Origin of the sequence: Brevibacterium sp. S111, from assembly GCF_004745075.1 — a bacterium.
Lineage (GTDB): Bacteria > Actinomycetota > Actinomycetes > Actinomycetales > Brevibacteriaceae > Brevibacterium.
Genome location: NZ_RHFH01000007.1, coordinates 201,240 through 226,027, shown reverse-complemented (window position 1 = coordinate 226,027; position 24,788 = coordinate 201,240). Strand labels below are relative to the sequence as shown.

Below are 24,788 nucleotides of genomic sequence, written 5' to 3'. Positions count from 1 at the left end.
GGACGCCGTCCCGCGCATTCCTTTCACCCTCGCCCGCCCCCGTCCCACCCCGGACTCACACGGCCGAGCACCCGCCGTTCCCGCCGGTCCGCCGTCGGGAACGGCGCACCGGTCTCGCTATAATCTGCACAGACGACGGGCGCCGAGGAGGTGGATGCAGCACATGCGGATTCTGCACATCTGCCCCACGGACAGACTCGAGGCCCCCATCGCGCCCGAATCCCTGCAGTACCTCGGCCATCACATCGACCGCCGCGGCGCAGATGAGATCACGCACGCGCACCGCGAATCGCTGACCGCCGACGTCGTCATCGCCGATGCCTGCCTCGACCTGTCCCTGGCCCCGCGCATCGCCGAGGTGCTCACCGCGCGGAAGGTCACCGCCCCGATCATCGTCGTCCTCGGAGAGGGCGGACTGGCGACCGCCTCGGCGAAATGGAACGTCTCCGACCTCATCCTCACCACCGCCGGCCCCGCCGAGGTGGAGGCGCGGCTGCGCGTGGCCCGTGACCGTCACCTCGACGCGCAGCGGTCCGCCCCGCCCACCGGTCCGCAGGGCTGGGCCGGCCCGACCGCGGCCGGGAACCGAGGACTGTCCGGAAACCGAGGATTCTCCGGCAGCCGAAGCTCGGCCGGGTACGCCGGGGGCAGCGGCACGAACCGCACCGGTCAGCGCCGCCACGGCGATGACCCGTGGAACGCCGACGGCGAACCGCTGGTCGTCGTCACCGGCACCCTGCGCATCGACGAGACCTCATTCACCGCCGACCTCGGCGGACGCAGCCTCGACCTGACCTACCGCGAGTTCGCGCTGCTGAAGTTCTTCGCCATGCATCCCGAACGCGTCTTCACCCGTGACGAGATCCTCCTGGCCGTGTGGGGTGAGGACTACTTCGGCGGCACCCGCACCGTTGACGTGCATGTTCGCCGCCTCCGTGCCAAACTCGGCAAAGACCTTGAGAACGCCATCCACACCGTGCGCAACGTCGGCTACCGTTTCAGCGCCGACAGCGTCACCGAACCAGAGGACGTGAAGGCATGAGAATCCAGGCCAGCGGAGCGACCGCGAACACCCCGATCGACACCCTCACCGAGGAGGAGCTGTCCTTCCTCGACCGTGTGGCCGCCGCCGACGGAGCGCCCGAGATCTCCGGCGGGCTCATGGCCATCGCCACCGGAGAGGACACCGCTTACGCGGCGCAGACCGCCTCGTCCGTGTGGCGCGTCTTCGACGGACAGACTCTCATCGGCTTCGGCATCCGCGCCCTGCAGGGCGACCGTCACGCCGCCGAATTCCTCATCTCCCCCGACCACCGCGGGCAGGGCCTCGGCGCAGAGCTGCTGGCCCTGATCCTCGCCGAGGAGCCCGAATCCTGGTGCTGGTCCCACGGCGACCATCCGGCCGCGGCGCACCTGGCGAAGAAGCATGGGCTCGGCCGTGACCGCGTGCTCTATCAGATGCGCACCGAGTCGGGGCTGAGGCTGGCCGACCTGCCTGCCACGCAGGCGCCCGAGGGCGTCGAGCTCCGATCCTTCGCCCCCGGTGACGAAGCCGGCTGGCTGGCTGTGAACAACGCGGCCTTCGACTGGCACCCCGAACAGGGCTCACAGACCCGCGCCGATATCGACACTATCGTCACCGCGGCCGACTTTGACCCCGACACCGTCGTGCTCGCCGTCCGCGACGGCGAGGTCATCGGCTTCCACCAGATCAAACTCACGGACACGGACGGGCAGGGCCGCCTCGGCGAGGTCTATGTCGTCGGTGTCGATCCGACCATCCACGCCAAGGGTGTGGGCAAGGCGCTGACGATCGAGGGGATGCGGCGGATGGTCGCCGCCGGCGCCGAGGTCATCGAACTCTACGTCGAATCCGACAACGCCCCGGCGCTAGGCTTGTACGAGCGGCTGGGATTCCATGTCGCGGTCGCGCACGTGTCCTATGCACCGGCATCTCAGCCCATCGGTGCCGAGAGCACGAGCCCAGCGACGACGAGCGAGAAGGAGTAGAGCGTTGTACGACATCGCAGCGGCCGGCCAGGAGCTGGGTCTGCCCGATCCCGCGGACCGCTTCCTCGACCGGGAACTCAGCTGGCTGGCCTTCAACGAACGAGTCCTCGACCTCGCCTCGGATCCGGAGATCCCGCTGCTCGAGCGGGTCCGGTTCCTCTCGATCTTCGCAACGAATCTCGACGAGTTCTTCATGGTCCGCGTCGCCGGTCTCAAACGCCGCATCAACACCGGGCTGGCCGTGCCGAGTGTGACCGGACGGATGCCCGCCCAGGTCATGCACGACATCGGGGTCCGCGCGTATGAGCTGATGAGTCGGCACGCCGCGCTGCTCAAGGACGATATCGGCCCCCGTCTCGACGCGGAGTCGATCTCGAAGGTCCAGGTCGACGATCTCACCGCGGACGAACGCACCCGCGTCGACGCGTTCTTCTTCGGTCACGTCTTCCCCGTCCTCACCCCGCTCGCCGTCGATCCCGCGCACCCGTTCCCCTATATCTCGGGACTCTCGCTCAACCTCGGCGTGCTCCTGCGCTACCCGGACTCGGGCAAGGAGCTCTTCGCCCGCGTCAAGGTGCCCCCGCGTCTGCCCCGGTTCTTCAACGTCGCCGCGGCGACCGACCGCCCCGCCGGACGCGACGTCCCGGCCCGGTTCGTCGCCCTCGAGGACATCATCGCCGAACATCTGGGCACCCTCTTCGAAGGCATGGAGGTCGTCCACCACTCGACCTTCCGCGTCACCCGCAACGAAGACCTCGAAGTCGAAGAGGACGATGCGGAGAACCTGCTCAAGGCCCTGGAGAAGGAGCTGCTGCGCAGGCGCTTCGGCCCGGCCGTGCGGATGGAGATCACGGAGAACATCCATCCCCGCGTGCTCGAGATGCTCAAGGACGAACTGGGCATCCACGAATCCGAGATCTACCATCTGCCGACGCCGCTCGACCTGTCGGGAATGTCCGATATCGCCGATGTGCCGCGCGATGACCTGCATTTCCCGAAGATGGTCCCGCAGATGAACAAGGATCTGTCCCTGCGCGAATCCAGCGACCAGGTCGACGTGTTCGAAGCGGTGTCCCATCACGACATCCTGCTGCACCACCCCTACGATTCGTTCTCCACCAGTGTGCAGGCCTTCCTCGAGCAGGCCGCCTCGGACAAGAACGTGCTCGCGATCAAGCAGACGCTCTATCGCACCTCCGGCGATTCGCCGATCATCGACGCCCTCGTCGATGCCGCCCAGGCCGGCATCCAGGTGCTCGCCGTCGTCGAGATCAAGGCCCGCTTCGACGAGGAGGCCAACATCACGTGGGCGCGCAAGCTCGAACGCGCCGGCGTCCACGTCGTCTACGGCATCGTCGGACTCAAGACGCATGCGAAGCTGTCTCTGGTGGTGCGGCAGGAGGCCGAGGGGCTGGCCCGCTACTGCCATGTCGGCACCGGCAACTACCACCCGAAGACCGCCCGCGGCTATGAGGACTTCGGACTGCTGACGAAGGACCGCGCGGTCGCCGATGATCTGACGAAGCTGTTCAACCAGCTCTCCGGCTATGCGCCGCGGTCCGAGTACTCACGGTTCCTCGTCGCCCCCAGCCAGGTGCGCACGGGACTCATCGAACTCATCGACGCCGAGATCGCCAATGTCGAGTCGGGCGGCACCGGGCAGGTGCGCATCAAGGTCAACTCGATCGTCGACGAAGCGATCATCGACGCCCTCTACCGGGCGTCTCGTGCCGGGGTGAGCGTCGAAGTCTTCGTCCGCGGCATCTGCGCCCTGCGACCGGGAATCGAAGGACTCAGTGAGAACATCACCGTCCGCTCCGTGCTCGGCCGGTTCCTCGAGCACTCCCGCACCTTCGTCTTCGGCAACAACGGCGACCCCATCGTCTACATCGGGTCGGCGGACATGATGCATCGCAACCTCGACCGGAGGGTCGAGACGCTCGTGCAGATCGTCGACGACAGCCACCGGGACGAGGTCATCGAACTCTTCGACCTCGCGTTCGCCCCGACCACCTCGGCGTTCGAACTCGCCGACGACGGCAAGTGGACCCGGAGCACTCACGATGCCGACGGCAACACCCTCATCGACTACCAGACCGAACTCATCCGCAGACACCGGAAGCGGCGTCGAATCGGGGACGAGGCGTGAGCCGCTCGTCGGTCAGTTCGGCGCAGGCGTCGTCCCGGGTCAAGGCCGATGTGCTCGCCGCCGGCGCCGTCTGCTGGCGACGCGGACCCGACGGCCTCGAAGTGGTGCTCATCCACCGTCCGAAGTACAACGACTGGTCCTGGCCCAAGGGCAAGGTCGACCCGGGCGAGACCCTGCCGGAGACCGCCGTACGCGAGGTCAAGGAGGAGACCGGCCTCGACATCCACCTCGGCGTTCCGCTGCCCTCGGCCGAATACACGGTCGGAGGAAAGAACCTCAAGAAGGTCTTCTACTGGTCGGCCGAGGTCAAGGGCGAAACTGTCTTCGCTCCGCTGAACAGACGCGAAGTCGACCGGGCCGCATGGTTCCCGGTCGACAAGGCCCGGACCAAGCTGACGTCCTATGCCGATCGGGAGCAGCTCGACGCGGTGGAGAAGTTCGACTCCACGGATGCGCTGCGCGCCTGGCCGCTCATCCTCGTCCGCCATGGCAAAGCGTTCCCGCGGTCGAAGTGGTACGAGACCGAACATGTGCGACCGCTGCTCAAACTCGGCACCCGACAGGCGATGGCCCTGACCGGTCTGCTGGGAGCCTGGAAGACGAAGAAGCTCATCTCCAGCCCGTGGAAGCGGTGCATGGCGACCCTGGCCCCGCTGTCAGCGGCCAGGGGACAGCCGATCAAGAAAGCCCCGACGCTCAGTGAGAAGGCGGCCTCGGCGAACCCGGAGAAGACCGCACGGTTCATCCGCAAGCTGCTGGAGAAGGGAAAACCCGTCATCTACTGCACGCACCGCCCGGTGCTGCCGACGATCTTCTCCGTCTACGCCGAACATGCCCCCAAACGCGTGGTCGCGAAGCTGCCGAAAGACGACCCGTATCTCAAGCCCGGTGAGGTCCTCGTCGCCTATGTGCGACCCGGCGCGATGCCGCGCATCGTCGCGATCGAACGCGTCCGCCCCATCGACAGCTGATCGAGGGATCTCAGCCCCTAGGGCGGATGAACGGATTCGCCTGTGAGGGTGAGCCGATCCGCTTGTGACGGTGAACCGATCCGCTTGTGAGGAAGGGCCGCCTCGGCGAAGGGACTTTCTCGGCGAAGGGACTGCCCTCAGCCGACGGTGCAGTAGGCGCCGTACATCAGCGGCCCGAGGAGGGTGGCGTCTTCAGCATCCAACTCGTCGGTGAGCCGCTGCGTGAGCGAGTCGATTCCGAGCTCATCGCCGGTCACAATCCCCTGCTGCTCGAGGTAGGGCAACAGAGCGGCCAGGGCATTCACCCAGCCGAAGCTCGGTGCCTCCGCCCCGCCGCCCACCGGTGCGCTCAAGGTCAGGTGCGGGTCGGGCAGCCCGGCGGAACGGTACGCCGCGAACAGGTCTCTGCCCATCCTGCCGTGGATTCCTATCGATGCGAATGTCTGCAGAATCAGTTCTCTCACGTATTCCAGCAGCGGCGTGTCCGCACTCGCCCACCCCTGTGCGACGTCGAGTTCGTGCATGACCAGCAGACCCCCAGGACGCAGGTGCCGGCCGAGTCGCTCCACCACCTCGACTGGGCTGCGCAGATGCATGAGCACGGCTCGGCCGACGATCGCGTCGAAGTCTTCGTCGAGGTCGAGGGTGCAGAGATCCGCCTCGGCAAACTCGATCTCTCGCCGATGGCCCAGCCGACTGCGGGCGCCCTCGAGCGCCTCGGGATTGCGGTCGACGGCGAGCACATGCCCGTCCGGGCCGACGAGATCGGCGGCGATGACGGCGACGTCTCCGGCGCCGGTGCCGATGTCGAGGACGCTCATGCCCTCAGTGATTCCCGCTTCGATGTGCAGCTGCTTGGTCAGAGGGTCGAAGACGACCGACTGGTCGCGCAGTCGTGAACGTTCGCTCTCGGACTCGCCGAGGACATATCGGTTCCCATCCTTCATGGCTTCGACCGTAGGAACGGGGCCGGACCGGGACAAGAGATCGACGAACCTCAGGGGGCGCGTACGCATACGGCGGGCCGCCTCGGCGAGCGTGCACGAGTACCGGGCGGGCCGCCTCGGCAAGGGAATGCCGGTCCCGACAACGATCCTTTCACGAAAACGGCGCGGTCTGTGATCAAGCGCTCAAGGCGGTTCCAACCCTTCGCCCCTCGTTCACCTCCCATTCACGTTTCAACTCCTTGCACTTCACGCGTGGTCTTTAGCGTGGAACACGAGCAATCGAGAACTCTCGAGCTGTGTCCACAACCATGAAAGGCATCTTCGTGAAGATGAAGCATCTCGCCCCCTCCGCTGCGATCCTCGCGGTCGGCGCCATCACCCTCTCGGCCTGCGGCGGCCAGTCCGCCACCGGCGAGGAGGCTTCGGGCGGCAGCAGTGACCTGCAGGGCACCCTGACCGGCATCGGCGCCTCCTCGCAGAAGGCAGCCATGGATGCCTGGACAGCGGACTTCACCTCGCAGAACTCCGGTGTGACCGTCAACTACTCCCCCGACGGCTCGGGTGCCGGCCGTGAACAGTTCCTCGCCGGCAACGCACAGTTCGCCGGTTCCGATGCCCACCTCGACGATGACGAGGTCAAGGCCGGTCAGGAGGCCTGCGGCGCCGACGGAGCCTTCGAGTTCCCCGTCTACATCTCCCCGATCGCCGTGACCTTCAACGTCGAGGGCGTCGAGGAGCTCAACCTCTCGCCCGACACGATTGCGAAGATCTTCAAGGGTGACATCACGAACTGGAACGACAAGGCCATCAAGGCCGACAACCCGGACGCGGAGCTGCCTGATCTCAAGATCACCGCAGTCCACCGTGCCGACGACTCGGGCACCACCGAGAACTTCGCCGAGTACCTCAAGGCCACCGCCGATAAGACGTGGGACGCCGAGGTCGACGGAAACTTCCCGAAGGAGTACGGCGGCGAGGCCGCTCAGGGCACCGACGGCGTCATCCAGACGGTTTCGGACACCGACGGTGCCATCGGCTACGCGGATGCCTCCGCCGTCGGTGAGCTCAACACCGCCAAGGTCAAGGTCGGCGACGAGTTCGTCGAGCTCTCCCCCGAAGCCGCGACCAAGGTCGTCGACGCTTCGGAGAGGGTCGAGGGACGCGACGAAGGCGATCTCGCCTTCGACCTCGCCCGCGACACCACCGAGTCCGGTGCCTACCCGATCGTCCTCGTCTCCTACCACCTCGTCTGCTCCTCTTACGAGGACCAGGAGACCGTGGACATGGTCAAGGCCTGGGAGAAGTTCGTCGTCTCGGAAGAGGGACAGAAGTCGGCCGCCGATTCGGCAGGGTCCGCCCCGATCTCCGACGACCTGCGTGCGGAGATCGAGAAAGTCATCGACTCGATCAAGGTCGCGAGCTGACATTTGGTCTCTGACCTCGAGAAATAACCAGCCGGAGCGGCGCAGAGTCCCTGCGCCGCTCTTCGGCGCCTGTGAACCGACCAGGGTTCCACCACAAGTCACGTGAGGAGTACTTGTGCCGACCAGCACACCGATCACCGAGTCCGGCCCCACAGGTCCGGGCTCCGCTCCCGAGGCCGGGCCGCAGCCGCAGAGCTCGAGTCCCGCTCCTCGGCAGCAGAAGGCCGTCGTCCGCCCCGGCGACCGCATCTTCTCCGCCGCCACACTCATCGCCGGCATCCTGATCCTGCTCATCCTCGCAGGGGTGGCGCTGTTCCTGCTCGCACAGTCGAAGGACACCATCGCCGCGCAGATCAGCGATCCGGCGCAGATCACCGGCGGCAAGGGGTTCCTCTCCTATGTGTGGCCGCTGGTCATCGGCACCCTCATCTCCGCGGCGATCGCGCTGATCGTGGCGACTCCCTTCGCCCTGGGCATCGCACTGTTCACCACGCATATGGCTCCGCGCAGGCTCGCCCCGACGCTCGGCTACGTCATCGACCTGCTCGCCGCGATCCCCTCGGTCGTCTACGGCCTATGGGGCATCGCCCTGGCCGGGAACCTCACGGGCTTCTACCTGTGGCTGTCGAAGTGGTTCGGGTGGATCCCGATCTTCGCTCCGGCCGAGGACGGGTCCGTCTCGCAGACGGGACGCACGCTGCTGACCGCCTCCCTCGTGCTCTCGATCATGATTCTGCCGATCATCACCTCGCTGACCCGGGAGATCTTCCTCCAGACCCCGCGTCTGCAGGAAGAGGCGGCACTGGCCCTCGGCGCCACCCGCTGGGAGATGATCCGCATGGCCGTGCTCCCGTTCGGCAAGTCCGGCATCGTCTCGGCGACGATGCTCGGCCTCGGACGCGCGCTCGGTGAAACCATGGCCGTGGCCATGATCCTCTCCCCCGGCGTCCTCACCGCCTCGCTCGTCGTCAGCGGCAACCAGACCATCGCCTCGGAGATCGCGCAGAACTTCCCCGAAGCCGCGGGTCTGCGTCTGTCCGAACTCATCACGGTCGGCCTCGTCCTCTTCGTCATCACTCTGCTGGTGAACATGGGAGCCCGCGCCATCGTCGCCCGTACCTCGGTGAAGGGAAGCTGAGAACGTTGACCACCGCAGATACCGCCATCGCAAAGCCGAAGAAGCTGACCTCGAAGCAGCTGCCCAACGCCACCCCTTGGGTCGTCGCCGCCGCCTCGATCGTCGTAGCGACCCTCATCAGCCTCATCTCCTTCGGCGGCTTCAACATCCCCGTCGTCGCCGTGCTCGCGGGCCTCATCAACATGGTCGCCGTGTTCGCGGCATCCGCAGCCTACGAAGGACGCCGCAAGGCCGTCGACCGCGTGGCGACCACCGTCGTCACCTCGACCTTCGTCCTCGCCTGCGTTCCCCTCATCTCGCTGCTGTGGCTGACCGTGTCCAAGGGCGGGGCCGCCATCAGCGGCGACCTGCTCACTCGCACGATGCTCGGGATGAAGGGTGTGCTCGACCAGCAGTACGTCGCCGGTGAAGCCACCCTCGCCGGCGGTTTCTACCACGCCATCGTCGGCACCGTGCTCATCACACTCGCCGCCTGCATCATCTCGATCCCGATCGGTGTCCTCACCGCCATCTACCTCGTCGAGTACTCGAACAAGAACCGCCTGGGCAAGGCCATCACCTTCCTCGTCGACGTGATGACCGGCATTCCCTCGATCGTCGCAGGTCTCTTCGCCTTCGCACTCTTCTCGACGATCGCGAATGTGCTCATGCCGGCCTCGGCGGGAATCGCGAAGACCGGCTTCACCGCGGCTGTGGCCCTGTCGGTGCTCATGATCCCCATCGTCGTGCGCAACACCGAGGAGATCCTGCGTCTGGTGCCGATGGATCTGCGTGAAGCCTCGTACGCTCTTGGCGTGCCGAAGTGGAAGACGATCATGAAGATCGTCCTGCCCACCTCGGTGTCGGGAATCCTCTCCGGTGTCACCATCGCCATCGCCCGCGTCATCGGCGAGACCGCACCGATCATGGTCACCGCCGGATTCGCGAAGACCCTCAACTGGAACCTCTTCTCCGGCTGGATGTCGACGCTGCCGACGTTCATCTACGATTCGCAGCTGCGCCCCGTTTCCCCCGGTGCGGCCGCGCTGGCCAGCTCCGAACGGGCCTGGGCCGCCGCCCTCGTCCTCGTCCTCCTCGTCATGGTCCTCAACCTGCTCGCCCGCATCATCGCGAAGGTGCTGGCGCCGAAGGCCGGCCGCTGATGTGCGGCGCGGACGCGCGACGCGGACGTGCGACGTGATCTGGTCACGGTGCGGCCGCCTCGGCGATCATCACAGCGGCGCATGCCGGTCACGATTCTCTAGACTCATCACAATCCACGGATAGGAAACACAATGTCCAAGCAGATCGACATCAGGGATCTCGACATCTTCTACGGAGACTTCCGCGCCGTCGACGGTGTGCAGATGCAGATCAAGCCGCGCTCCGTGACCGCGTTCATCGGCCCCTCGGGATGCGGCAAGTCCACCGTGCTGCGCACCCTCAATCGCATGCACGAAGTCATCCCCGGCGCCAGCGTCTCCGGTGAGGTCCTCATGGACGGCAACGACATCTACGGCGCCGGCGTCGATCCGGTCAACGTCCGCCGTGAGGTCGGCATGGTCTTCCAGCGTGCGAACCCGTTCCCCACGATGAGCATCAAGGAGAACGTGCTCGCCGGCGTGCGGCTGAACAACAAGCGCCTGTCGAAGTCCGCGGCCGACGAGCTCACGGAACGTGCCCTGCGCGGCGCGAACCTGTGGAACGAGGTCAAGGACCGTCTCAACCTGCCCGGTTCCGGCCTCTCCGGCGGTCAGCAGCAGCGCCTGTGCATCGCTCGCGCGATCGCCGTCGAGCCCGAGGTTCTGCTCATGGACGAACCGTGTTCGGCCCTCGACCCGATCTCGACGCTGGCGATCGAGGACCTCATCAACGACCTCAAGGACAAGTACACGGTCGTCATCGTCACCCACAACATGCAGCAGGCCGCGCGAGTGTCCGACAAGACCGCGTTCTTCAACATCGCCGGCACCGGCAAGCCCGGCAAGCTCATCGAGTTCAATGAGACCTCGACGATCTTCTCCAACCCGGACAAGGAAGAGACCGAGAACTACATCTCCGGCCGCTTCGGATGACCTGAGCCGTGCCGGTCGCTTCGGGGACCTGAGTTTTCCGGTCGGGTCCGCCGACGCACGTCATTGTCTGGTCGTTCCACGGCGTTCAGCCGCTCTGAAACACCGCGGATCGACCAGAGAATCCCTTGAACGAGCTCACTCTGCGGTCGATGGGCTGCTGACGCCCTCGTCGAGTGGTGCTCGGAAGGCACGGACGAACTCGGGCAGCAGGGATGCGTCGCCGTCTGCTGTCACCGCTCCAGCCGCCACGGCTGCCTCCGCTTCACCATCGGCAAGCACACCCCGCAACCCCGGCCCACCGATGAAGAGCTGCGCGTGCGGATCAGCACCTTCGGCGACATCGACCCCGAACTCATGCACGACCGCATGGGCCTCTGCCGGCCCCGCAGTGACTTCGACGGTGAATGGCCGCACTGCCGCCTCGGTGCGAGATGACAGCAGAGCCGCAGCCAGCGAGCTGTCGGTGGGAACTTCGTCCTCGCGCGGAGCGGCCAGACGTCGAGCGCCCCAGCGGCCGAGTTCGATCAGCACCGGCCCGAGGTCCGAACCGTACTCGCTGAGACGATAGACGACGTTGCGCCCATCAATGCTGCGCTCGACGATCTCGGCAGCTTCGAGTTCACGCAGTCGTGTGGTCAGCAGGTTCGATGGGATGCCGGGAATGCCCTGCCGCAATTCATTGAAGCGCTTCGCGCCCACGAGAAGATCGCGCAGAATGATCAGCGACCACCTCTCGCCCAGAGCCTCTGCCGCCCTGGCCAAACCGCAGAACTGCCCATACGACTTCATGATTGACAGTCTAGCCAACATAGTTCACTATTGAAACTGCAGTTTACTTTTTGAACTGACATTTAATGCATCATGCTCGGCCCACACGACACTCGATGAGGAGATCATCATGAGCCGCACTGTCATCGCCGCACTGTTCCAATCGCTCGACGGCATCGCATCGGACCCGTTCAAATTCCAGTTCGACTCCTTCGACGAGGAGGTGGGACAGTGGATGAACACGGCCATCGGTGGAGTTGACGACTGCATCCTCGGCCGTGTCACCTATTCGGAGTGGGAGAACTACTGGCCGAACCACACCGAAGGCGAAGACGCACCGTTCGCCGACTTCATCAACGCGACGCCCAAGCACGTCGCCTCGAGGACTCTGTCGCAGGCGGACCTCCGATGGGAGAACTCCACGCTCATCCAAGGAGACCTCGTCGACTTCGTCCGTGAACTCAAAGGCACCGACGGCGGCAAAATCGCCGTCGAAGGGTCGATGTCAGTGGTCCGTCAACTCGTCGAAGCCGAGCTCATCGACGAACTGACGCTGGCCGTCCATCCGGTTGTCGCCGGCAGCGGACGCTCGCTCTTCGAGGGAGGCACGACAACTCGATTGGCATTCAAAGACGTGCAGCGCACCAGCAAAGGCAATCTGCTGGTCACATACGGACCATTCGCCGGACTGACCGCCGGTCCTACGGGCGGGCAGTCCGGCTGAACGGCACCTAGAGGGGCGCAGTCCGACGAGGCAGCCTCGACAGACGGGCTGGGTCAAGTGAACCGGCATCTCTTGGGCGCAGCTCGACGGCCGATGAGGCGGACGATTCCCGTCCGCCTCATCGGCCGTGGTGAGCACTCGCTGTTCGGCTGTCACGTCTGTACTTCGGCTATCAGTTCCGAGCTTCGGCGGTCAGTCGGCGTTCCCGATAGGCAAAGGTCGCCCAGCCGAGGGCCACGGCCCAGACCGGGAAGAGCAGCGTCGGCCCGATCGTCGCCCACCAGCTGTCGGCGAAGACTTCGGGCATGCCTGAGAAGGCTGTGCACACCAGGCCGACTCCGCCGGTGAAGATCGCCAACGACACGACCGTCGCAGGAATCGTCGCAAGAGTGATCGGCACCCGTCTCCCGCCCAAAGGACCGAGCCACGCAGGCAGCCGTTCTCCCCACTTCTGCACGAGCCCGAGTGTGAGCAGGATGCCTGCCACCGCGGCGAGGGCGAGCGCCAGACCCGAATGCCAGAGCCCCACGCGCTGCCCTTCGTCGAAGAGGCCTTGGCTCAGACCGACCGGAATTCCGAACGCCCAGAGAATCCGAGTCAGTGCGTAGAAACCCGGAACGACGACGGCCACACCGACTGCGACCTTCGCACTGGTCGAGACCGCGGTCGAACCGCTTCCTTCGGCAGGCGAAGGCCCGTCGACCGCACCGGCATCTCCGGCCGGATGCCGGTCACTGCCCCTGCTCAGCCCTACCCGACGCGACCGTTCGGCGACGGCCCAGACGACGAGCCACAGCACCGGACCGATGAGCATGATCGCCTGCCAGATCACTGGAGCCGGGATCGGCGGGAACTGCAGGCTGAGCGTATAGCCGAGGTAGGCCAGCAGCAGGGTATCGGTGAAGAAGACGGTGATGACTGCGGTGATCGCGAGTGCGACGATCCCGAGGGCCCGGACCGCGGAATGTTCGCTCAGTTGTTCCCGCACACGGGCCACGGTGAGCGGAACCGCAGAGAGGACGAAGCTCAGCAGAGCGACGAAGCCGACGACGCCGGCCATGACCGATGTCGGGAGCGAGGCGATTGCCGAGGTGAACGCCCCGTCTTCGGATCCGGCCAGCGGTGCGCCGACGGTTCCCAGTCCCCAGAGGACCGCCATGACGAAGAGGAAGAGCGACCACGCCGAGGTGGCCGCAAGTCCCGCCCGAACAGCGACGAGTGCGGGTTGTGATGGATGATGGACTGTGTGGTGGAGCTGTTTCTGTGTCATGCCTCCACATTCGCCCCCGCAGACCTGCCACGGTCTCCCCCACAAGGGTGAACCCCGTCCCCGAGCGGGTGAAGTCCGATTCGGGCTCAGTGCGTGATGAATCCCGATTCGAAGGCCAGGATCACCGCCTGCGTCCGATCTCTCGCGCCGAGCTTCGACAACAGCGAACTGACGTAGTCTTGACCGTCTCCGCCCCGAGGAACATCTCAACGGCGATCTCGGCGTTGCTCATCCCCCGCGCCATCAGGGTGAGAACCTCCTGTTCCCGGCTGCTCAGCTGAGCCGAACTCACCAGGTCGACGTGTCGGACCGACCGTGCCGCCATGTCCCGGATCCTCTGCGGATAGAGCAGCGCCTCTCCCCCTGCCACGGTATGCACCGCTCTGATCAGCTCGTCCGGCTGAGCGCGTTTGAGGACGAAGCCGTCGGCTCCCACACGCAAGGCCTCGAAGACGTAATCATCGCTGTTGAAGGTCGTGAGGATGAGCACCCGGGGCGACTCCTGCCGGTCCACGAGCAGCCGCGTGGCCTCCAACCCGTCGAGTCGGGGCATGTGCACATCCATGACGACGACGTCGGGACGCAGCCGAGTCACGAGATCCACCGCCTCCGCCCCATCGCCGCCTTCCCCGACCACTTCGAGCCCCGGATCGGAGTCGATGATCGCGGCCAGTCCCGCGCGAACGAGCGGCTCATCGTCGATGAGGATCACTCTGATGGCCATGGCACCTGTCCCTCCGAATACGGCAGCCTCACCTGCAGAACCCATTGTCCGCCATCGACTCCCCAGGCCGCGTTCCCACCGAACAGCGCAGCTCTTTCGCCGATGCCCACGAGTCCCCGTGATTCCCTCGCCGAGGCGGCCGCCCCCTTCAGATCGGACCTGCCCTCGCTGACCGTGCCGAACACGGGGCCGGTGGCCCCGCCGGCATTGCGCGCAACCACCTGCACGCAGTCCGCGCCGAAGTCGATGGTCACGTCGAGGCCCGGCGTCGTCGCATGCCGCAGCGAGTTCGTCACCGCTTCACGCACGATCCGGTGGAGTTCGCGGACCACCGCCGTGGGCAGTCCGGCGGCGTCCCCGCTGATGGTCAGCCGGGTGGGGTGCCCGATGGAGCGGGCTTCTTCGGCCAAGCGGGTGATGTCGAGCATCGTTGGCCGAGGCGGCCGCGCACTTCCGCTGTCACCGTCGTCCGCGATCCCTCCGACATCAGCCTCGGTGCCGGCGATGGCGCCGGCGCCGCCCACCAAGTCTTCGATCTCGCTCACAGTGCCTTCGGCATCTGCCTCCGCGCGCAGCAGCGCGAGCACATGATCCAACTCAGCCACGGCGTCACGGCCGGTGCGAGCGATCTCGTCGACGGCCGCCTCGGCGAGTTTCTCATCGTGGTGCAGGGCACGCTTGGCCACCGCTGCCTGCATCGTCATGACGGTCAGGGCATGGCCGATCGAATCGTGGACCTCACGGGCGAGGACGGTGCGGCGGAAACGACGGACGCGATCGGCCCCGGCTAGCGCAGCCCGGTCAGCTGCAGAGGGGCCGAGCAGGATCTGTGCATAGTGCGGCAGGAAATAGCCCTCGGTGATGATGAAGGCAGCGAGGAGGAGAAGAACCAAGGGCGCCAGGATCTGGATGAGTCCGGCGGGCAGAACGACGGCGGGCTCGGTCCACGGGCCGGCCGACGAATCCCCGCCTCCGCCCGTTGGCCCGCCGGTGGAACCCGCAATGCCGAGGAGCCCGTTCGACAGTTCCGAGGCCTGCTGCGGATCGGCGGTCATCAGCGAAGCGGAGGGGATGACAACAACCACGGTGAGGAGGAGCAGTGCGCCGGCAAAAGCGTGGCCGAAGTAGAACAGGGCACCGCGGACTCGGTCGGAGGCGGTCGGCCGCCTCGGCGGGGTGGGGATGGACAGTTCGAGGAGCTGCTCGGCCAGGGTCCGCTCGAGCGCGCGGATCACTGCCAGGAACGCGGGAATGCACAACAGGATGAAGACGATGATGCCGAAGACGAAGATGCCCAGGGCCAGGGACCGGTCGCTGGCCTCGTTCCACGCGGTGACGACCCAGATGATCACCGCGATATAGGGCACGGCGACGACCCCGCCGATCAGAAGGACCAGCAGTCTGCGCCACAGCTTCACCGCCCAAGCTCCCATCGCCACCAGACTACAGCGACGGACTGACACGACGATTCTGCGCGCAGCAGCCATCCGAATCGGCATCGGCTCCGAATCATCGATACCAGTCACCTTTGAGAAAGGATCGTCATGAATATCTCGATGTCATCACAGTCGCCCGCAGCCTCACACAGCACGCGTTCGCAGGTGCAGATGGTCTCGGGGCTCTTCGGCGCCGTGTTCCTGCTCGTGGGCATCCTCGGATTCGTCCCGGGCATCACCGCGAACCTCGGTTCGATCAGCTTCGCCGGACATCATACGGATGCGGCGCTGCTCGGTCTCTTCCAGGTCACGGTGCTCCACAACATCGTCCATCTGCTGTTCGGACTCGTCGGAATGCTCGGGCTCCGCTCGCGTGCACTGGCGAAGAACTACCTCATCATCGGCGGCATCATCTATGCGGTGCTGTGGATCTACGGAATGGTGATTCCGATGGAGTCGATGGGCAACTTCGTCGGGCTCAACACCGCCGACAACTGGCTGCACTTCGTCCTCGCGGCGGCCATGATCACGACCGGGATCGTCTTCGGTCGCAAGCCTCGAGTCTGATCCTTCAGATTCCTGCAGCCGCTTTGACGATCCCTCCCAGGCCCAGCGCCAACAGCGCTGCGGCCGGGATCGTCAGCAGCCACACGCCGAACATCGGCAGGAAGTAGCGGGCTCGGGCGTGGCCCTTGCGTCCGGCGTATTGGGTGCCGAGGATCGACGAGCCCAGGACGAAGGTCAGCGACACGGGCACGCGCATGACCAGAGCCGCGGTGTACATGAGGATCGAGGCGGCACCATCGGCGATGGCGGATTTGAGCGGGTCGAGCCGGACCATCCGCACTGACAGGGTCTGGACCACCCGCCACCCGCTCAGCCCGGTGCCCAGTGCCAGGGCCGCGGCAATGAGGAGGCGCACGGGCCAAGAGATCTCGACGATGGACAGGCCGTCGTGCGGGGTGGCCTCGACCGCGAGGATGCCGACCATGACCAGGGCCGCGACCTTCTGCGCATCCTGGACTCCGTGGACGAGCGACAGGGATGCCGTGAGCACTGAGTCGACCATGCGCGCGCCGCGAAACAGCGGTTTCGGCGGAACGGAGGCGAGGAACTTCGACAGCACGAGGGTCAACGCCCACGCGAGGATGAACCCGAGAACGGGTGAGAGCAGCAGCGGCCACACGACGGAGTCCATCGCCTCACCGGTGTTGACGGAGAAACCGAACACGATTCCGGCACCGAGCAGTCCGCCGATGAGACAGTGCGTCGAGGACACCGGCAGCGCCAGGAAGTAGGTGAAGAGACTCCAGATCGTCGCGGCCACGAACGCGACGAGCAGACAGGTGAGAATGAGGTCGGCGGAACCGGAGAAGAGCACGATCTGGTTCGCCACGACGATGGCGATGCCCTCGCCGAGCAGCGCCCCGATGAAGTTGAAGACCACGGCCAGGCCCAGTGCCCACTTCGGGTTGAGGGCCCGACCGACGACGGCATTGCCGATCGTCAGCGCAGCGTCATGGAAGCCGTTCGAGCCGGCGAAGATCACCCCGGCGACGATGACGGCCACCAAAAGCAGCTCCACGGACTACGACTCCTTGATCGCGATGGCCGCGACGACCTTGCCGAGCTCCGTGAACCCGTGAGCGGCCCGGACGAATGCCTGCCCGAGCTGGGACACGGCCGCCATGTACGTGAGTCCGCGTTTGGAGTTCGGCACCGCATCCGACATCCGCCACTGCAGGGTCTCGACTTGGTAGGTCAGCCGGTTGATCGCGTCGACGTAGTCCCACTGGTCGAGTTTGCCCGGCATGCGGGTGATCATCCGCGAGGTGTGGTCGGTCTGGTTCGACAGCACCGCCAAGGTCTCGGGCACGCCGGACGGCAACGGGTCGAAGGCTTCCGAAGCGAGGACGAATCCGACCCCGTGCAGACGGTGGCAGATGTCGCGCATGTGGTGGCTGAGCAGGTAGAGGTCATTGCGGTCGAATGGAGTGATGTAGTTCTCGCGCAGCGCCCGCAGCATCGCGCCCATGTCCTCATCGGCTCTGTCCCCGATCTCGCGGAGACGATCGGCCACGTCGCGACGTTCGCTGATTTCGATGCCGGAGAGTTCGGCGAGCACCAAGTTGCATTGCCGCATCTGTGAGACGAGAGCGGACAGCCGCTCATAGAAGACAGTGTCCTGCGGTACTCGCTTGAGCCGCATGCGCTCCTCCTGCCCGGGGCCCGGACGAGCCGGACGAATATGCATGATGCCTCAATGATATGTGCCGGACGCTGAACCGAGAGCGCCTCTCGGCGGAAGGCCGCTCGAAGCGGCTGAATTTGGAGCCCGGGGCTTCAGCGATCCAGCGTCCGGTGGCCCGAAGGCCACCCCCTACGATACTCGTTCACACGCATGAGTCCACCGCCGAGGCGGCTGTTGGTTCGTTGAGAATCTCACAGTTGACTTCGGGGGCACGTGGGAATATCGGCAGGGCCGGGGCCGGGCGCCGGCCGGACCGGGGGCGCGTCGGCGCGGCCGGACTGGGTAGCCTCGGCGGGGCTGGGTTCGTGTTCACACGGTCAGTCGAGGCCGCCTCGGCGGTGAGCGACGGCCGCGTCGGAGAGATCCTGGGAGAGTCGGCTCAGTCGAGCGCTGACGTCGTTGTCGTCCGTGCCGGCGGCACAGATGGCGACGAACGCGGCGGCGCGCAGCAAGGCGATGACGACGTCGCCGCGGAAAGCTCCGGCGAGGATCTCGTCGATCGCCCGCGCCACCTCATCAGGGCCGGCGGGCAGTTCGACGCCGGCGAGGATCTCGTCGTATCCGATGCCGTCAGTGACTCTGCGCTGTCCGTCGGCGAACATCTCGGACAGGTCGCGGGGTGCAGACGTGATCCATTCGCGCAATGCGTAGAGACGCCACAGGGCGCCGGGCGCTGAGACGGCTGGGGCAGCCGACCACATCTCGGCGATGATTTCGAAACCGATGTCGTCGGCGAGTTCGATGAACCGTCGGGTGGCTGCCTCGTCGCGGTTGCCGTCGGCGTCGCCGAGCAGCAGCGCGGCGGTCGCGTGCGAGGTTTCGGACCGGGCTACAGGATCGTCGGAGGCACCGACGGAGTCGAGGTCGGCGAGGGGAACGGGGCGGTGGAAGGGTCGCTGTGTCATCGTCAAGGCAGTCTAGTCCGCCGGCGTGCGCGGTGACCAGGACCCAGATCACAGCCGGGCTTTTGTCCGACGGTCAGGGTTCGCTCCCCGAGCTCACAGTGGCGGCTATTAAACTTGCTGGTGATTCGTGTCTGCGACCCGCAGTCGCGAGTGACCGATACGAGGAGGAACTCTCGTGGCAAAATCATCCGTGGCGAAGAAGGGCCTCGACAAGGCGGCGAAGCTCGCAGTCAATGAGGACGGCACCCTCAATCCTCGCGCCCAGTCGATGTTGTCGCGTCTGCTGTCCGTGCAACGGCCCGTCGCCCTGGCTTATGTGCGCAGTCTGCGCCGGAAGCATCCGGAAGCGACGCCCGAGGAACTCATCGCGATCATTCGCAGGCACTACCTGACTCTGACGACTTCGGGCGGCGCAGCGGTGGGCGCGACCGCCGCCGTGCCGGGCCTGGGAACCACGGCCGCCCTCGGCGTGGCCAGTGCGGAGACCGCCGGATTCCTCGAAGGCACGGCGCTGTTCGCCCAAGCGATCTCGGAGATCCACGGACTGCCCGTGGCCGATGCCAAGCGGGCGAACGCTCTCGTGCTCGGCCTCATGCTGGGCAAGGACGGGAAGAACCTCGTGCAGCGGTTCAGCAAGCAGAACGGCGGAGTCGAATCCATGTTCGGCAGCTGGGGCGCCACCGTGACCAAGCAGCTGCCCGGTCCGCTGGTCGACCTGCTCGTGCGCAAGCTGCGGAAGACCTTCATCCGCAAATTCGCCGCCCGCGCAGGCGGCTCCTTCGTCGGCCGGCTGCTGCCGTTCGGAATCGGTGCCGTCATCGGAGCCGTCGTGAATGCGCAGATGGCACGGAAGGTGGCCGCGGAGTCGAAGGAAGCCTTCGGTGCAGCTCCGACGATCTTCCCCATCGAAACCGACCCCGAATACGTCGCCCCGAAGAAGGACCGCAGGCTGCTCGCTAGCCTCAAGAACGTCTCCGCGCTGCTCGGGAAGCTCAAGAAGAACAAGGCCATTGAGAGCTCGGTCATCGACGAGGCTGCGGACGAGGATCTGTCCTCTCCGGACTCATTGCCTCAGACCTACACCGGCCCGGATCGACCCGAGCTGGAGAAATGAGGGAAGCGGTGTTCGACCGCGTCCTCTGGTTTGAGTAATGGGGTCACGTACCTCTAATATTATTGAGTCTCCAACTGTCGTGTTCCGGCTCTGCCGATCAGTCGAGTTGGGACGGGGCCTCTAGCTCAGTTGGTAGAGCAACGGACTTTTAATCCGTGGGTCGTGGGTTCGATCCCCACGGGGCCCACCCCCTGCCCCAGGTCAGAACGGGTGCTGAGGTCGGCGGTTCGGTTCATCCGAACCGCCGACTGTCATTTGAGTGCGATGTCAGCTCGCCCTCACTCTCACGCACGAAATCTTCCACGGGTTATAGGCCAAAATGTGTGTATGGGCAGGGCGTGTCGATGCTGGTTCTCACCGGGTTCTGCCGCCCCAGCCCTTCTGGATCCCATTGCCATCCTCGACGCTGAATCCCGTCCCGTAGAGAAGATTCGTCTCCTCTCGGCCCGTGTCGGGTTTCACCACATTCGGGACGCTGCGCGGTGGTGTCCACGCTCGTGGAGTAACGAACGACCACGGGTCCTTGGGTGCCTCGGTGCGCAGATACAACAGCCAGTCGACTCCTCGGCGGGCATGATCGATGTTCAGTCCTCGATGGGCTCGGAGGAAGTCCTTGATCGCTTTGTTCGGGCCGCCCTCTAATGGGTTCGTAGTCTTCGCGATCGTGTAGTCGTCTTCGGCTAGTTCTAGCCACGTGAACAGTTGCCGGTCGCGGAGGAGTCCTGTCAGCAGGTTGTGGGCTCGACGGGTCCGAAGATGCGTGTACCACCAGCGCTGTCCCGGCTTCACGTGTGCCGGTCGGGGTGTTCCTGACCGCACCTGGGTGCGGTGTTTGAGGAACGACTCCCATTTCGCTTCCCAGGACGTGAATGCGCCTGTCCACTTCGCGGCTTCGTCGAGGCTGGTGACCTTCGGCAGCATCTTGAACAGGCCGAGGAGTTCCTTGTTCGCCGGCAGGACAGGCCGCATGGTCAGGTACCGATGTGCGGCCTGTCGGATGTGGAAGTGACACCGTTGGATACGGGTGGTCGGCCAGAGTCGCTTGATCGTTGTCGTCAATGGTCCGTTGCCATCGACGATCGCAGCCACCGGGGCGGGGATGCGGCTGATGAGGGCTGTCCAGGACGCGTTCTTCTCCTGGTCGCACCATTGCCAGTCGATGACGTGAGTGCCGGTGTAGGCGATGAGCACGCACCAACCGTTGAAGTAGGTGCCGTCGAGCATGATCTGGTCATGGATCTCGCCTGTCAGGACCACCCTGGGGGTTACGTTCCAGCACCATTGAATCTTTCGCGTGAAGGTACGAGTGCTGGAAGCGAAATCGCCTCGTGGCTGCGTGCTGGTCAACCATGCGATGAAGCTGTTGAAGTCTGCCTTCTTCGCCGAATCGGTGCGCTTCTGAATCGCTGAACAGCCGCAGTGTTTGCACCGCCACCTGGTGCGTCCGGCACCGGTTTTGCCATTCTTGACGAGCTTGTTTGCACATACACCACAGACGGGGTGATTTCTGGGATTGGGCACTGAACATGGTTGCAGAGCATGTTCAATCCAGTCTTGCCCTACTGGCTACTGGGCAAGCAGGCCATCCTGTACACACATTTTGGCCTATAACCCTCTTCCACCGGGTCGGCGGGCCACGCCTGTCGCTTCGAGACTGGGCTCCATTTGGATATTCCTCGACGCGCCCACATTCGTCCTGGAACCGCGGTCCCACGACCCTGCTGGTGTAATTGGGAGATGACTTCGTTCGCACCCGCGTTCGCATTCGCGCCGAAAGCCACCGGTCCCGGCTCACGTTGATCACCGCAGATAGGAAGGATGTCCATGCTGAAGACTCCGGAAGACGTCGTCACCGGATGGGAAGACGCGTGGAACCGAGCCGATGCCGATGATCTGGCTGATCTGTTCGCTGAAGACGCCGAGTTCGTCAACGTGGTGGGCCTCTGGTGGCACGACCGAGCGAACATCCGCGACGCACACGCATTCGGCTTCGCCCACATCTTCCCGAACTCACGGATCAGCATGGACGAACCGAGAACTCGCCTCGTCGGCACCGATGCAGCAGTCGTCCAAGCCGGATGGCACCTCACGGGCCAGGTCACACCCGCTGGAGAGCCGGCCGGTGACCGCCGCGGAGTATTCACCTTCGTGCTCGAACGCAGCAAGGACGGGTGGATCGCCGTCACGGCGCAGAACACAGATATCGAACCCAGCGCACAGACGCACATCAATCTGCCCGAAGGTCGCAGCGCGATCCACTACAAGAAGCGAACCTCCGACTGACCGGACCCGAAGGAAAGAGCCATGACACTGCATCCCGGACTCGAGGTCGTCTCGGGTCTTCTCGGAACCTGGCGTGGTGAAGGCCACGGCGAGTATCCGACGATCGAACCATTCGACTACGCAGAAGAAGCGACGTTCACCGACGTCGGCAAACCGTTCCTCCACTATGTGCAGAAGACCTGGTCACCAGCCGGAGCGCCGATGCACACAGAGACCGGCTACCTGCGGATCGTCGACGCTTCACAGGTGGAATTCGTGCTTGCCCAGCCGACCGGACAAACCGAACTCGCCGAAGGCCCGCTGACCGTGACGGCCGATGGCTTCACCTGCGAGCTGCGTTCCCAGGTCAACTGCGCGAGTTCGGCAAAGCACGTCGAGTCGACCACGCGGCGAATCGTACTGTCCGCAGACGCCCTCACGACCAGCTTCGCCATGGCCGCCGTAGGCGTGCCCATGAGACACCATCTGGCCTCGCAGATGCACAGGATCGGCTGAGCCTGCGCGACTCAGCCGATCTTGCGTGTATTCAGTTCTCCGTGGTCGAGTGCGAATCGGCCTGCGCCAGTTCGCTTGAAGTCGGCGACCCGGGCAGCCGCGCGAGATAGTGCATCGTTCCGTTGATCTTCTCGGCCTCGCGTGGGTGTCTGTGCCGCAGCACCGACCAACCGGTGGCAGCCAGACGGCTGGCTTCATTGGGTTGACCGGCTTTGCCCAACGCCCGCAGGCTCTTCGCCAATACGGCAGTCAGTGAAGCGACCAACTCGTCAGCGTCTGCTGCCGTCAAATCTGCCTGCATGCGGTCACGCAGTCGGTTCGGTCCGACCGATGCGCACCTGCCAGCGTTCCGGGCCCTCCTCGATCGCGTCCCAGGTGAACTTCCCAGCCTGTTCGGCGGCGAATTGGTAATACAGAGGCTTCGGGTCATGGTCGTTGACGAGTACGAATGCATCGCCGACCGCAAGGTTGTTGTACGTCTCGAAGATCAGCTCGTGACGGCGTGCAGGAACCTCAGCTCGCACATCCAGTTCGATCTCCTTGCTCATGGCAGTTCCTTACCTTTCTTATATGTGGATTGGGAGCAGTGGTAAGTTTCCGACCACTCCGGGGATGCGGGGCATGGCTGTCAGGTGTTACCCGCTTGATGCATGGTCGAAGGAGATTGGCCACCTCGCATCCCGCAACGGCTCGACCGCTGATTGAGAAACGCGACACGATCGCTGTGTAAGGACACGACGGCGTGGCTGTTGAACACGGGGTGGAACACGTCCACACTTACGAAAGGAACCGTTATGGCCGACCTGTTCGCCGGCATCGACGCCGGCAAGTCCCACCATCACTGCGTCGTCATCGACACCGACGGCAACAGGCTTCTGTCGCAGAAGATCACCAACGACGAAACCGTCATCACGAACCTCATCGACGAGGTCAACACCCTCACCGATCCCTCGGGTTCGGTGACGTGGGCGACTGACCTCAACCGGGGAGGAGCCGCGCTGTTCATCGCGCTCATGGCCTCGCACAGGCAGACGCTGCTCTATATTCCCGGGCGCACCGTCTACAACGCTGCCCGCACCTACCGCGGCGACGGGAAAACCGACGCTAAAGACGCCGGAATCATCGCCGACAAGGCCCGGATGCGCCGCGACTTGCAACCCATCCGACTTGGCGATGACATCGCGACCGAACTGCGACTGCTCACCGCTCACCGTACCGACCTGGCCTGCGACAAAACGCGGGCGATCAACCGGATGCGTGCCAGCCTCGGTGAGTTTTTCCCCGCCCTGGAAGCCGCGTTCGACTACTCGACTTCGCAGGCTGCCCTGCTCCTGCTCACCGGATACCAGACCCCAGCGGCGATCCGCCGCATGGGCGTCAAACGCCTCACCGCGTGGTTGAAGAAGCGTGGAGCCAGGTCGGCTGCCCGAGTCGCTGACATCGCCGTCGAGGTCGCCGATAAGCAGCACACCACGGTGCCCGGCCAGGACGCGGGTGCGATGATCGTGGCTCGTCTCGCTGCTGAGATCCTGCGACTGGCTGATGACATCACCGGTATCGAGAACCGCATCGAGGACCGGTTCCGTGAGCATGCTGATGCCGAGATCCTGCTGTCGATGCCCGGATTCGGACCCCTCCTGGGCGCAGAATTCACCGCCGCGACCGGGGGCGGAATCGACCAGTTCGACAGCGCGAACCGATTGGCCGGAGTCGCGGGCCTGGCGCCAGCGCCCCGGGACTCGGGGCGCATCAGCGGTAACCACCACCGACCGAAACGCTACGACCGCAGACTGCTGCGGGCCTGCTACCTCGCCGCGCAAGTGGCATCGCGATGGTGCCCGGTATCGAAGGCGTTCTACGACCGACAACGGGCTGAAGGCAAGAACCACAAACAAGCGATCCTCGCCCTGGCACGCCGACGCATCAACGTGCTCTGGGCGATGCTGCGAGACCGCACAATGTTCGGTCAAGGAATCTCCCCGATACCGGGGTGAAGCACTTGACAACTTCATTGAGATTCTCCTTCGTCACGCGTGGGACTTCACTTTGCATTTTTCACGGTACCATTCCGTGTTTATTATGCTAGCGCAACCCACATCGTCGGTACCCGGCCTGAACTGCACGT

At 65.0% G+C, this 24,788-nt stretch carries 25 protein-coding genes and 1 tRNA gene; 15 read left to right on the top strand and 11 right to left on the bottom strand.

Annotation, left to right across the window (positions count from 1 at the left end; translation table 11 throughout):
- Positions 1-163: 163 nt before the first annotated feature.
- The 4 genes from EB836_RS18660 to EB836_RS10200 are packed head-to-tail and all read left to right on the top strand — an operon-like array spanning position 164 to position 5,130.
- Positions 164-1,042 (top strand): winged helix-turn-helix domain-containing protein, encoded by an 879-nt coding sequence (locus tag EB836_RS18660; RefSeq protein WP_135540039.1) that lies wholly within the window; start codon positions 164-166, stop codon positions 1,040-1,042.
- A complete protein-coding gene (gene mshD, locus EB836_RS10210; protein ID WP_135540037.1) occupies positions 1,039-2,010 on the top strand; it encodes a mycothiol synthase in 972 nt (323 codons plus the stop codon). The genes EB836_RS18660 and mshD overlap by 4 nt, the downstream gene beginning before the upstream one ends.
- Before the next feature lie 4 nt (positions 2,011-2,014).
- On the top strand, positions 2,015-4,159 hold the full coding sequence (locus EB836_RS10205; RefSeq protein ID WP_240689816.1) for an RNA degradosome polyphosphate kinase: 2,145 nt from the start codon (positions 2,015-2,017) through the stop codon (positions 4,157-4,159).
- Positions 4,156-5,130, top strand: coding sequence for an NUDIX hydrolase (locus EB836_RS10200; RefSeq protein ID WP_135540033.1), 975 nt, complete (start codon positions 4,156-4,158; stop codon positions 5,128-5,130). Before EB836_RS10205 ends, EB836_RS10200 begins: the two co-directional genes overlap by 4 nt.
- A 137-nt stretch (positions 5,131-5,267) precedes the next feature.
- On the opposite strand, the gene EB836_RS10195 is transcribed toward EB836_RS10200, so the two are convergent.
- Complete coding sequence (locus EB836_RS10195) at positions 5,268-6,077, bottom strand: methyltransferase domain-containing protein (RefSeq protein ID WP_167854420.1); 810 nt, start codon at positions 6,075-6,077, stop codon at positions 5,268-5,270.
- A 296-nt stretch (positions 6,078-6,373) separates the two neighbouring features.
- Here EB836_RS10195 and pstS point away from each other — a divergent pair, with 296 nt between their 5' ends.
- The 4 genes from pstS to pstB all read left to right on the top strand — a co-directional run bounded on the left by pstS (position 6,374) and on the right by pstB (position 10,693).
- Positions 6,374-7,501: a phosphate ABC transporter substrate-binding protein PstS gene (pstS, locus tag EB836_RS10190; protein ID WP_240689815.1), complete on the top strand. Its 1,128-nt coding sequence runs from the start codon at positions 6,374-6,376 to the stop codon at positions 7,499-7,501.
- A 247-nt stretch (positions 7,502-7,748) separates the two neighbouring features.
- Positions 7,749-8,639, top strand: coding sequence for a phosphate ABC transporter permease subunit PstC (gene pstC / locus EB836_RS10185; RefSeq protein WP_240689831.1), 891 nt, complete (start codon positions 7,749-7,751; stop codon positions 8,637-8,639).
- Positions 8,640-8,644: 5 nt separating this feature from the next.
- Positions 8,645-9,781 (top strand): phosphate ABC transporter permease PstA, encoded by a 1,137-nt coding sequence (gene pstA, locus EB836_RS10180; protein WP_135540028.1) that lies wholly within the window; start codon positions 8,645-8,647, stop codon positions 9,779-9,781.
- 132 nt (positions 9,782-9,913) lie between these two features.
- Entirely contained in the window at positions 9,914-10,693 is a 780-nt protein-coding gene (pstB, locus tag EB836_RS10175) for a phosphate ABC transporter ATP-binding protein PstB (RefSeq protein ID WP_135540026.1), read from the top strand.
- Positions 10,694-10,828: 135 nt separating this feature from the next.
- Here the strand turns inward: pstB and EB836_RS10170 are convergent, their stop codons facing one another.
- Positions 10,829-11,482: a helix-turn-helix domain-containing protein gene (locus EB836_RS10170; protein WP_135540024.1), complete on the bottom strand. Its 654-nt coding sequence runs from the start codon at positions 11,480-11,482 to the stop codon at positions 10,829-10,831.
- Between the two features lie 109 nt (positions 11,483-11,591).
- On the opposite strand from EB836_RS10170, the gene EB836_RS10165 reads away from it, so the two are divergent.
- The gene (locus tag EB836_RS10165; RefSeq protein ID WP_135540022.1) at positions 11,592-12,185 is read left to right on the top strand and encodes a dihydrofolate reductase family protein; all 594 of its coding nucleotides are present in this window, start codon (positions 11,592-11,594) and stop codon (positions 12,183-12,185) included.
- A gap of 172 nt (positions 12,186-12,357) precedes the next feature.
- Here EB836_RS10165 and EB836_RS10160 read toward each other — a convergent pair whose 3' ends face one another.
- From EB836_RS10160 to EB836_RS10150, 3 genes are all read right to left on the bottom strand, one after another.
- Complete coding sequence (locus EB836_RS10160) at positions 12,358-13,455, bottom strand: hypothetical protein (protein ID WP_135540020.1); 1,098 nt, start codon at positions 13,453-13,455, stop codon at positions 12,358-12,360.
- 121 nt (positions 13,456-13,576) lie between these two features.
- Entirely contained in the window at positions 13,577-14,179 is a 603-nt protein-coding gene (locus EB836_RS10155; protein WP_346763087.1) for a response regulator transcription factor, read from the bottom strand.
- Positions 14,164-15,612 carry a histidine kinase gene (locus EB836_RS10150; protein WP_167854419.1) on the bottom strand — a complete coding sequence of 483 codons (1,449 nt, stop codon included), beginning with the start codon at positions 15,610-15,612 and terminating at the stop codon, positions 14,164-14,166. The genes EB836_RS10155 and EB836_RS10150 overlap by 16 nt, the downstream gene beginning before the upstream one ends.
- A gap of 111 nt (positions 15,613-15,723) precedes the next feature.
- On the opposite strand from EB836_RS10150, the gene EB836_RS10145 reads away from it, so the two are divergent.
- The gene (locus EB836_RS10145) at positions 15,724-16,182 is read left to right on the top strand and encodes a DUF4383 domain-containing protein (RefSeq protein ID WP_240689813.1); all 459 of its coding nucleotides are present in this window, start codon (positions 15,724-15,726) and stop codon (positions 16,180-16,182) included.
- Between the two features lie 4 nt (positions 16,183-16,186).
- Here the strand turns inward: EB836_RS10145 and EB836_RS10140 are convergent, their stop codons facing one another.
- The 3 genes from EB836_RS10140 to EB836_RS10130 form a co-directional block, all read right to left on the bottom strand.
- Entirely contained in the window at positions 16,187-17,200 is a 1,014-nt protein-coding gene (locus EB836_RS10140; RefSeq protein WP_135540016.1) for an inorganic phosphate transporter, read from the bottom strand.
- 3 nt (positions 17,201-17,203) lie between these two features.
- Positions 17,204-17,824 carry a DUF47 domain-containing protein gene (locus tag EB836_RS10135; protein WP_135540014.1) on the bottom strand — a complete coding sequence of 207 codons (621 nt, stop codon included), beginning with the start codon at positions 17,822-17,824 and terminating at the stop codon, positions 17,204-17,206.
- A 359-nt stretch (positions 17,825-18,183) separates the two neighbouring features.
- Positions 18,184-18,771 (bottom strand): hypothetical protein, encoded by a 588-nt coding sequence (locus tag EB836_RS10130; RefSeq protein ID WP_135540012.1) that lies wholly within the window; start codon positions 18,769-18,771, stop codon positions 18,184-18,186.
- A 175-nt stretch (positions 18,772-18,946) separates the two neighbouring features.
- Here EB836_RS10130 and EB836_RS10125 point away from each other — a divergent pair, with 175 nt between their 5' ends.
- Positions 18,947-19,885, top strand: a complete 939-nt coding sequence (locus tag EB836_RS10125) for a hypothetical protein (protein ID WP_135540010.1) — start codon at positions 18,947-18,949, stop codon at positions 19,883-19,885.
- 114 nt (positions 19,886-19,999) lie between these two features.
- A tRNA-Lys gene (locus EB836_RS10120) sits at positions 20,000-20,072 on the top strand.
- 167 nt (positions 20,073-20,239) lie between these two features.
- Here the strand turns inward: EB836_RS10120 and EB836_RS10115 are convergent.
- A complete protein-coding gene (locus tag EB836_RS10115; RefSeq protein ID WP_167854418.1) occupies positions 20,240-21,406 on the bottom strand; it encodes an IS1249 family transposase in 1,167 nt (388 codons plus the stop codon).
- A gap of 303 nt (positions 21,407-21,709) precedes the next feature.
- On the opposite strand from EB836_RS10115, the gene EB836_RS10110 reads away from it, so the two are divergent.
- Together EB836_RS10110 and EB836_RS10105 are read left to right on the top strand one after the other, a co-directional pair.
- On the top strand, positions 21,710-22,168 hold the full coding sequence (locus EB836_RS10110; protein ID WP_205683346.1) for an SgcJ/EcaC family oxidoreductase: 459 nt from the start codon (positions 21,710-21,712) through the stop codon (positions 22,166-22,168).
- Between the two features lie 21 nt (positions 22,169-22,189).
- Positions 22,190-22,663, top strand: coding sequence for an FABP family protein (locus tag EB836_RS10105; RefSeq protein ID WP_135540004.1), 474 nt, complete (start codon positions 22,190-22,192; stop codon positions 22,661-22,663).
- A 31-nt stretch (positions 22,664-22,694) separates the two neighbouring features.
- Here the strand turns inward: EB836_RS10105 and EB836_RS10100 are convergent, their stop codons facing one another.
- Together EB836_RS10100 and EB836_RS10095 are read right to left on the bottom strand one after the other, a co-directional pair.
- A complete protein-coding gene (locus tag EB836_RS10100; protein WP_135540002.1) occupies positions 22,695-22,928 on the bottom strand; it encodes a hypothetical protein in 234 nt (77 codons plus the stop codon).
- A gap of 40 nt (positions 22,929-22,968) precedes the next feature.
- Positions 22,969-23,211, bottom strand: a complete 243-nt coding sequence (locus EB836_RS10095; RefSeq protein WP_135540000.1) for a DUF2249 domain-containing protein — start codon at positions 23,209-23,211, stop codon at positions 22,969-22,971.
- A 246-nt stretch (positions 23,212-23,457) separates the two neighbouring features.
- Here EB836_RS10095 and EB836_RS10090 point away from each other — a divergent pair, with 246 nt between their 5' ends.
- Positions 23,458-24,657 carry an IS110 family transposase gene (locus EB836_RS10090; protein WP_135539998.1) on the top strand — a complete coding sequence of 400 codons (1,200 nt, stop codon included), beginning with the start codon at positions 23,458-23,460 and terminating at the stop codon, positions 24,655-24,657.
- The last annotated feature ends 131 nt before the right edge of the window (positions 24,658-24,788 follow it).

What these genes read in the sequence shown, in the direction of transcription:
- EB836_RS10110 (WP_205683346.1), top strand. Translation starts at nt 21,710, where the DNA reads ATGCTGAAGACTCCGGAAGACGTCGTCACCGGATGGGAAGACGCGTGG.
- EB836_RS10135 (WP_135540014.1), bottom strand. Translation starts at nt 17,824, where the DNA reads ATGCGGCTCAAGCGAGTACCGCAGGACACTGTCTTCTATGAGCGGCTG.
- EB836_RS10160 (WP_135540020.1), bottom strand. Translation starts at nt 13,455, where the DNA reads ATGACACAGAAACAGCTCCACCACACAGTCCATCATCCATCACAACCC.
- EB836_RS10090 (WP_135539998.1), top strand. Translation starts at nt 23,458, where the DNA reads ATGGCCGACCTGTTCGCCGGCATCGACGCCGGCAAGTCCCACCATCAC.
- EB836_RS10155 (WP_346763087.1), bottom strand. Translation starts at nt 14,179, where the DNA reads ATGGCCATCAGAGTGATCCTCATCGACGATGAGCCGCTCGTTCGCGCG.
- EB836_RS10195 (WP_167854420.1), bottom strand. Translation starts at nt 6,077, where the DNA reads ATGAAGGATGGGAACCGATATGTCCTCGGCGAGTCCGAGAGCGAACGT.
- EB836_RS18660 (WP_135540039.1), top strand. Translation starts at nt 164, where the DNA reads ATGCGGATTCTGCACATCTGCCCCACGGACAGACTCGAGGCCCCCATC.
- EB836_RS10150 (WP_167854419.1), bottom strand. Translation starts at nt 15,612, where the DNA reads ATGGGAGCTTGGGCGGTGAAGCTGTGGCGCAGACTGCTGGTCCTTCTG.
- EB836_RS10165 (WP_135540022.1), top strand. Translation starts at nt 11,592, where the DNA reads ATGAGCCGCACTGTCATCGCCGCACTGTTCCAATCGCTCGACGGCATC.
- EB836_RS10095 (WP_135540000.1), bottom strand. Translation starts at nt 23,211, where the DNA reads ATGAGCAAGGAGATCGAACTGGATGTGCGAGCTGAGGTTCCTGCACGC.
- mshD (WP_135540037.1), top strand. Translation starts at nt 1,039, where the DNA reads ATGAGAATCCAGGCCAGCGGAGCGACCGCGAACACCCCGATCGACACC.
- EB836_RS10105 (WP_135540004.1), top strand. Translation starts at nt 22,190, where the DNA reads ATGACACTGCATCCCGGACTCGAGGTCGTCTCGGGTCTTCTCGGAACC.
- EB836_RS10130 (WP_135540012.1), bottom strand. Translation starts at nt 18,771, where the DNA reads ATGACACAGCGACCCTTCCACCGCCCCGTTCCCCTCGCCGACCTCGAC.
- EB836_RS10145 (WP_240689813.1), top strand. Translation starts at nt 15,724, where the DNA reads ATGAATATCTCGATGTCATCACAGTCGCCCGCAGCCTCACACAGCACG.
- pstB (WP_135540026.1), top strand. Translation starts at nt 9,914, where the DNA reads ATGTCCAAGCAGATCGACATCAGGGATCTCGACATCTTCTACGGAGAC.
- EB836_RS10170 (WP_135540024.1), bottom strand. Translation starts at nt 11,482, where the DNA reads ATGAAGTCGTATGGGCAGTTCTGCGGTTTGGCCAGGGCGGCAGAGGCT.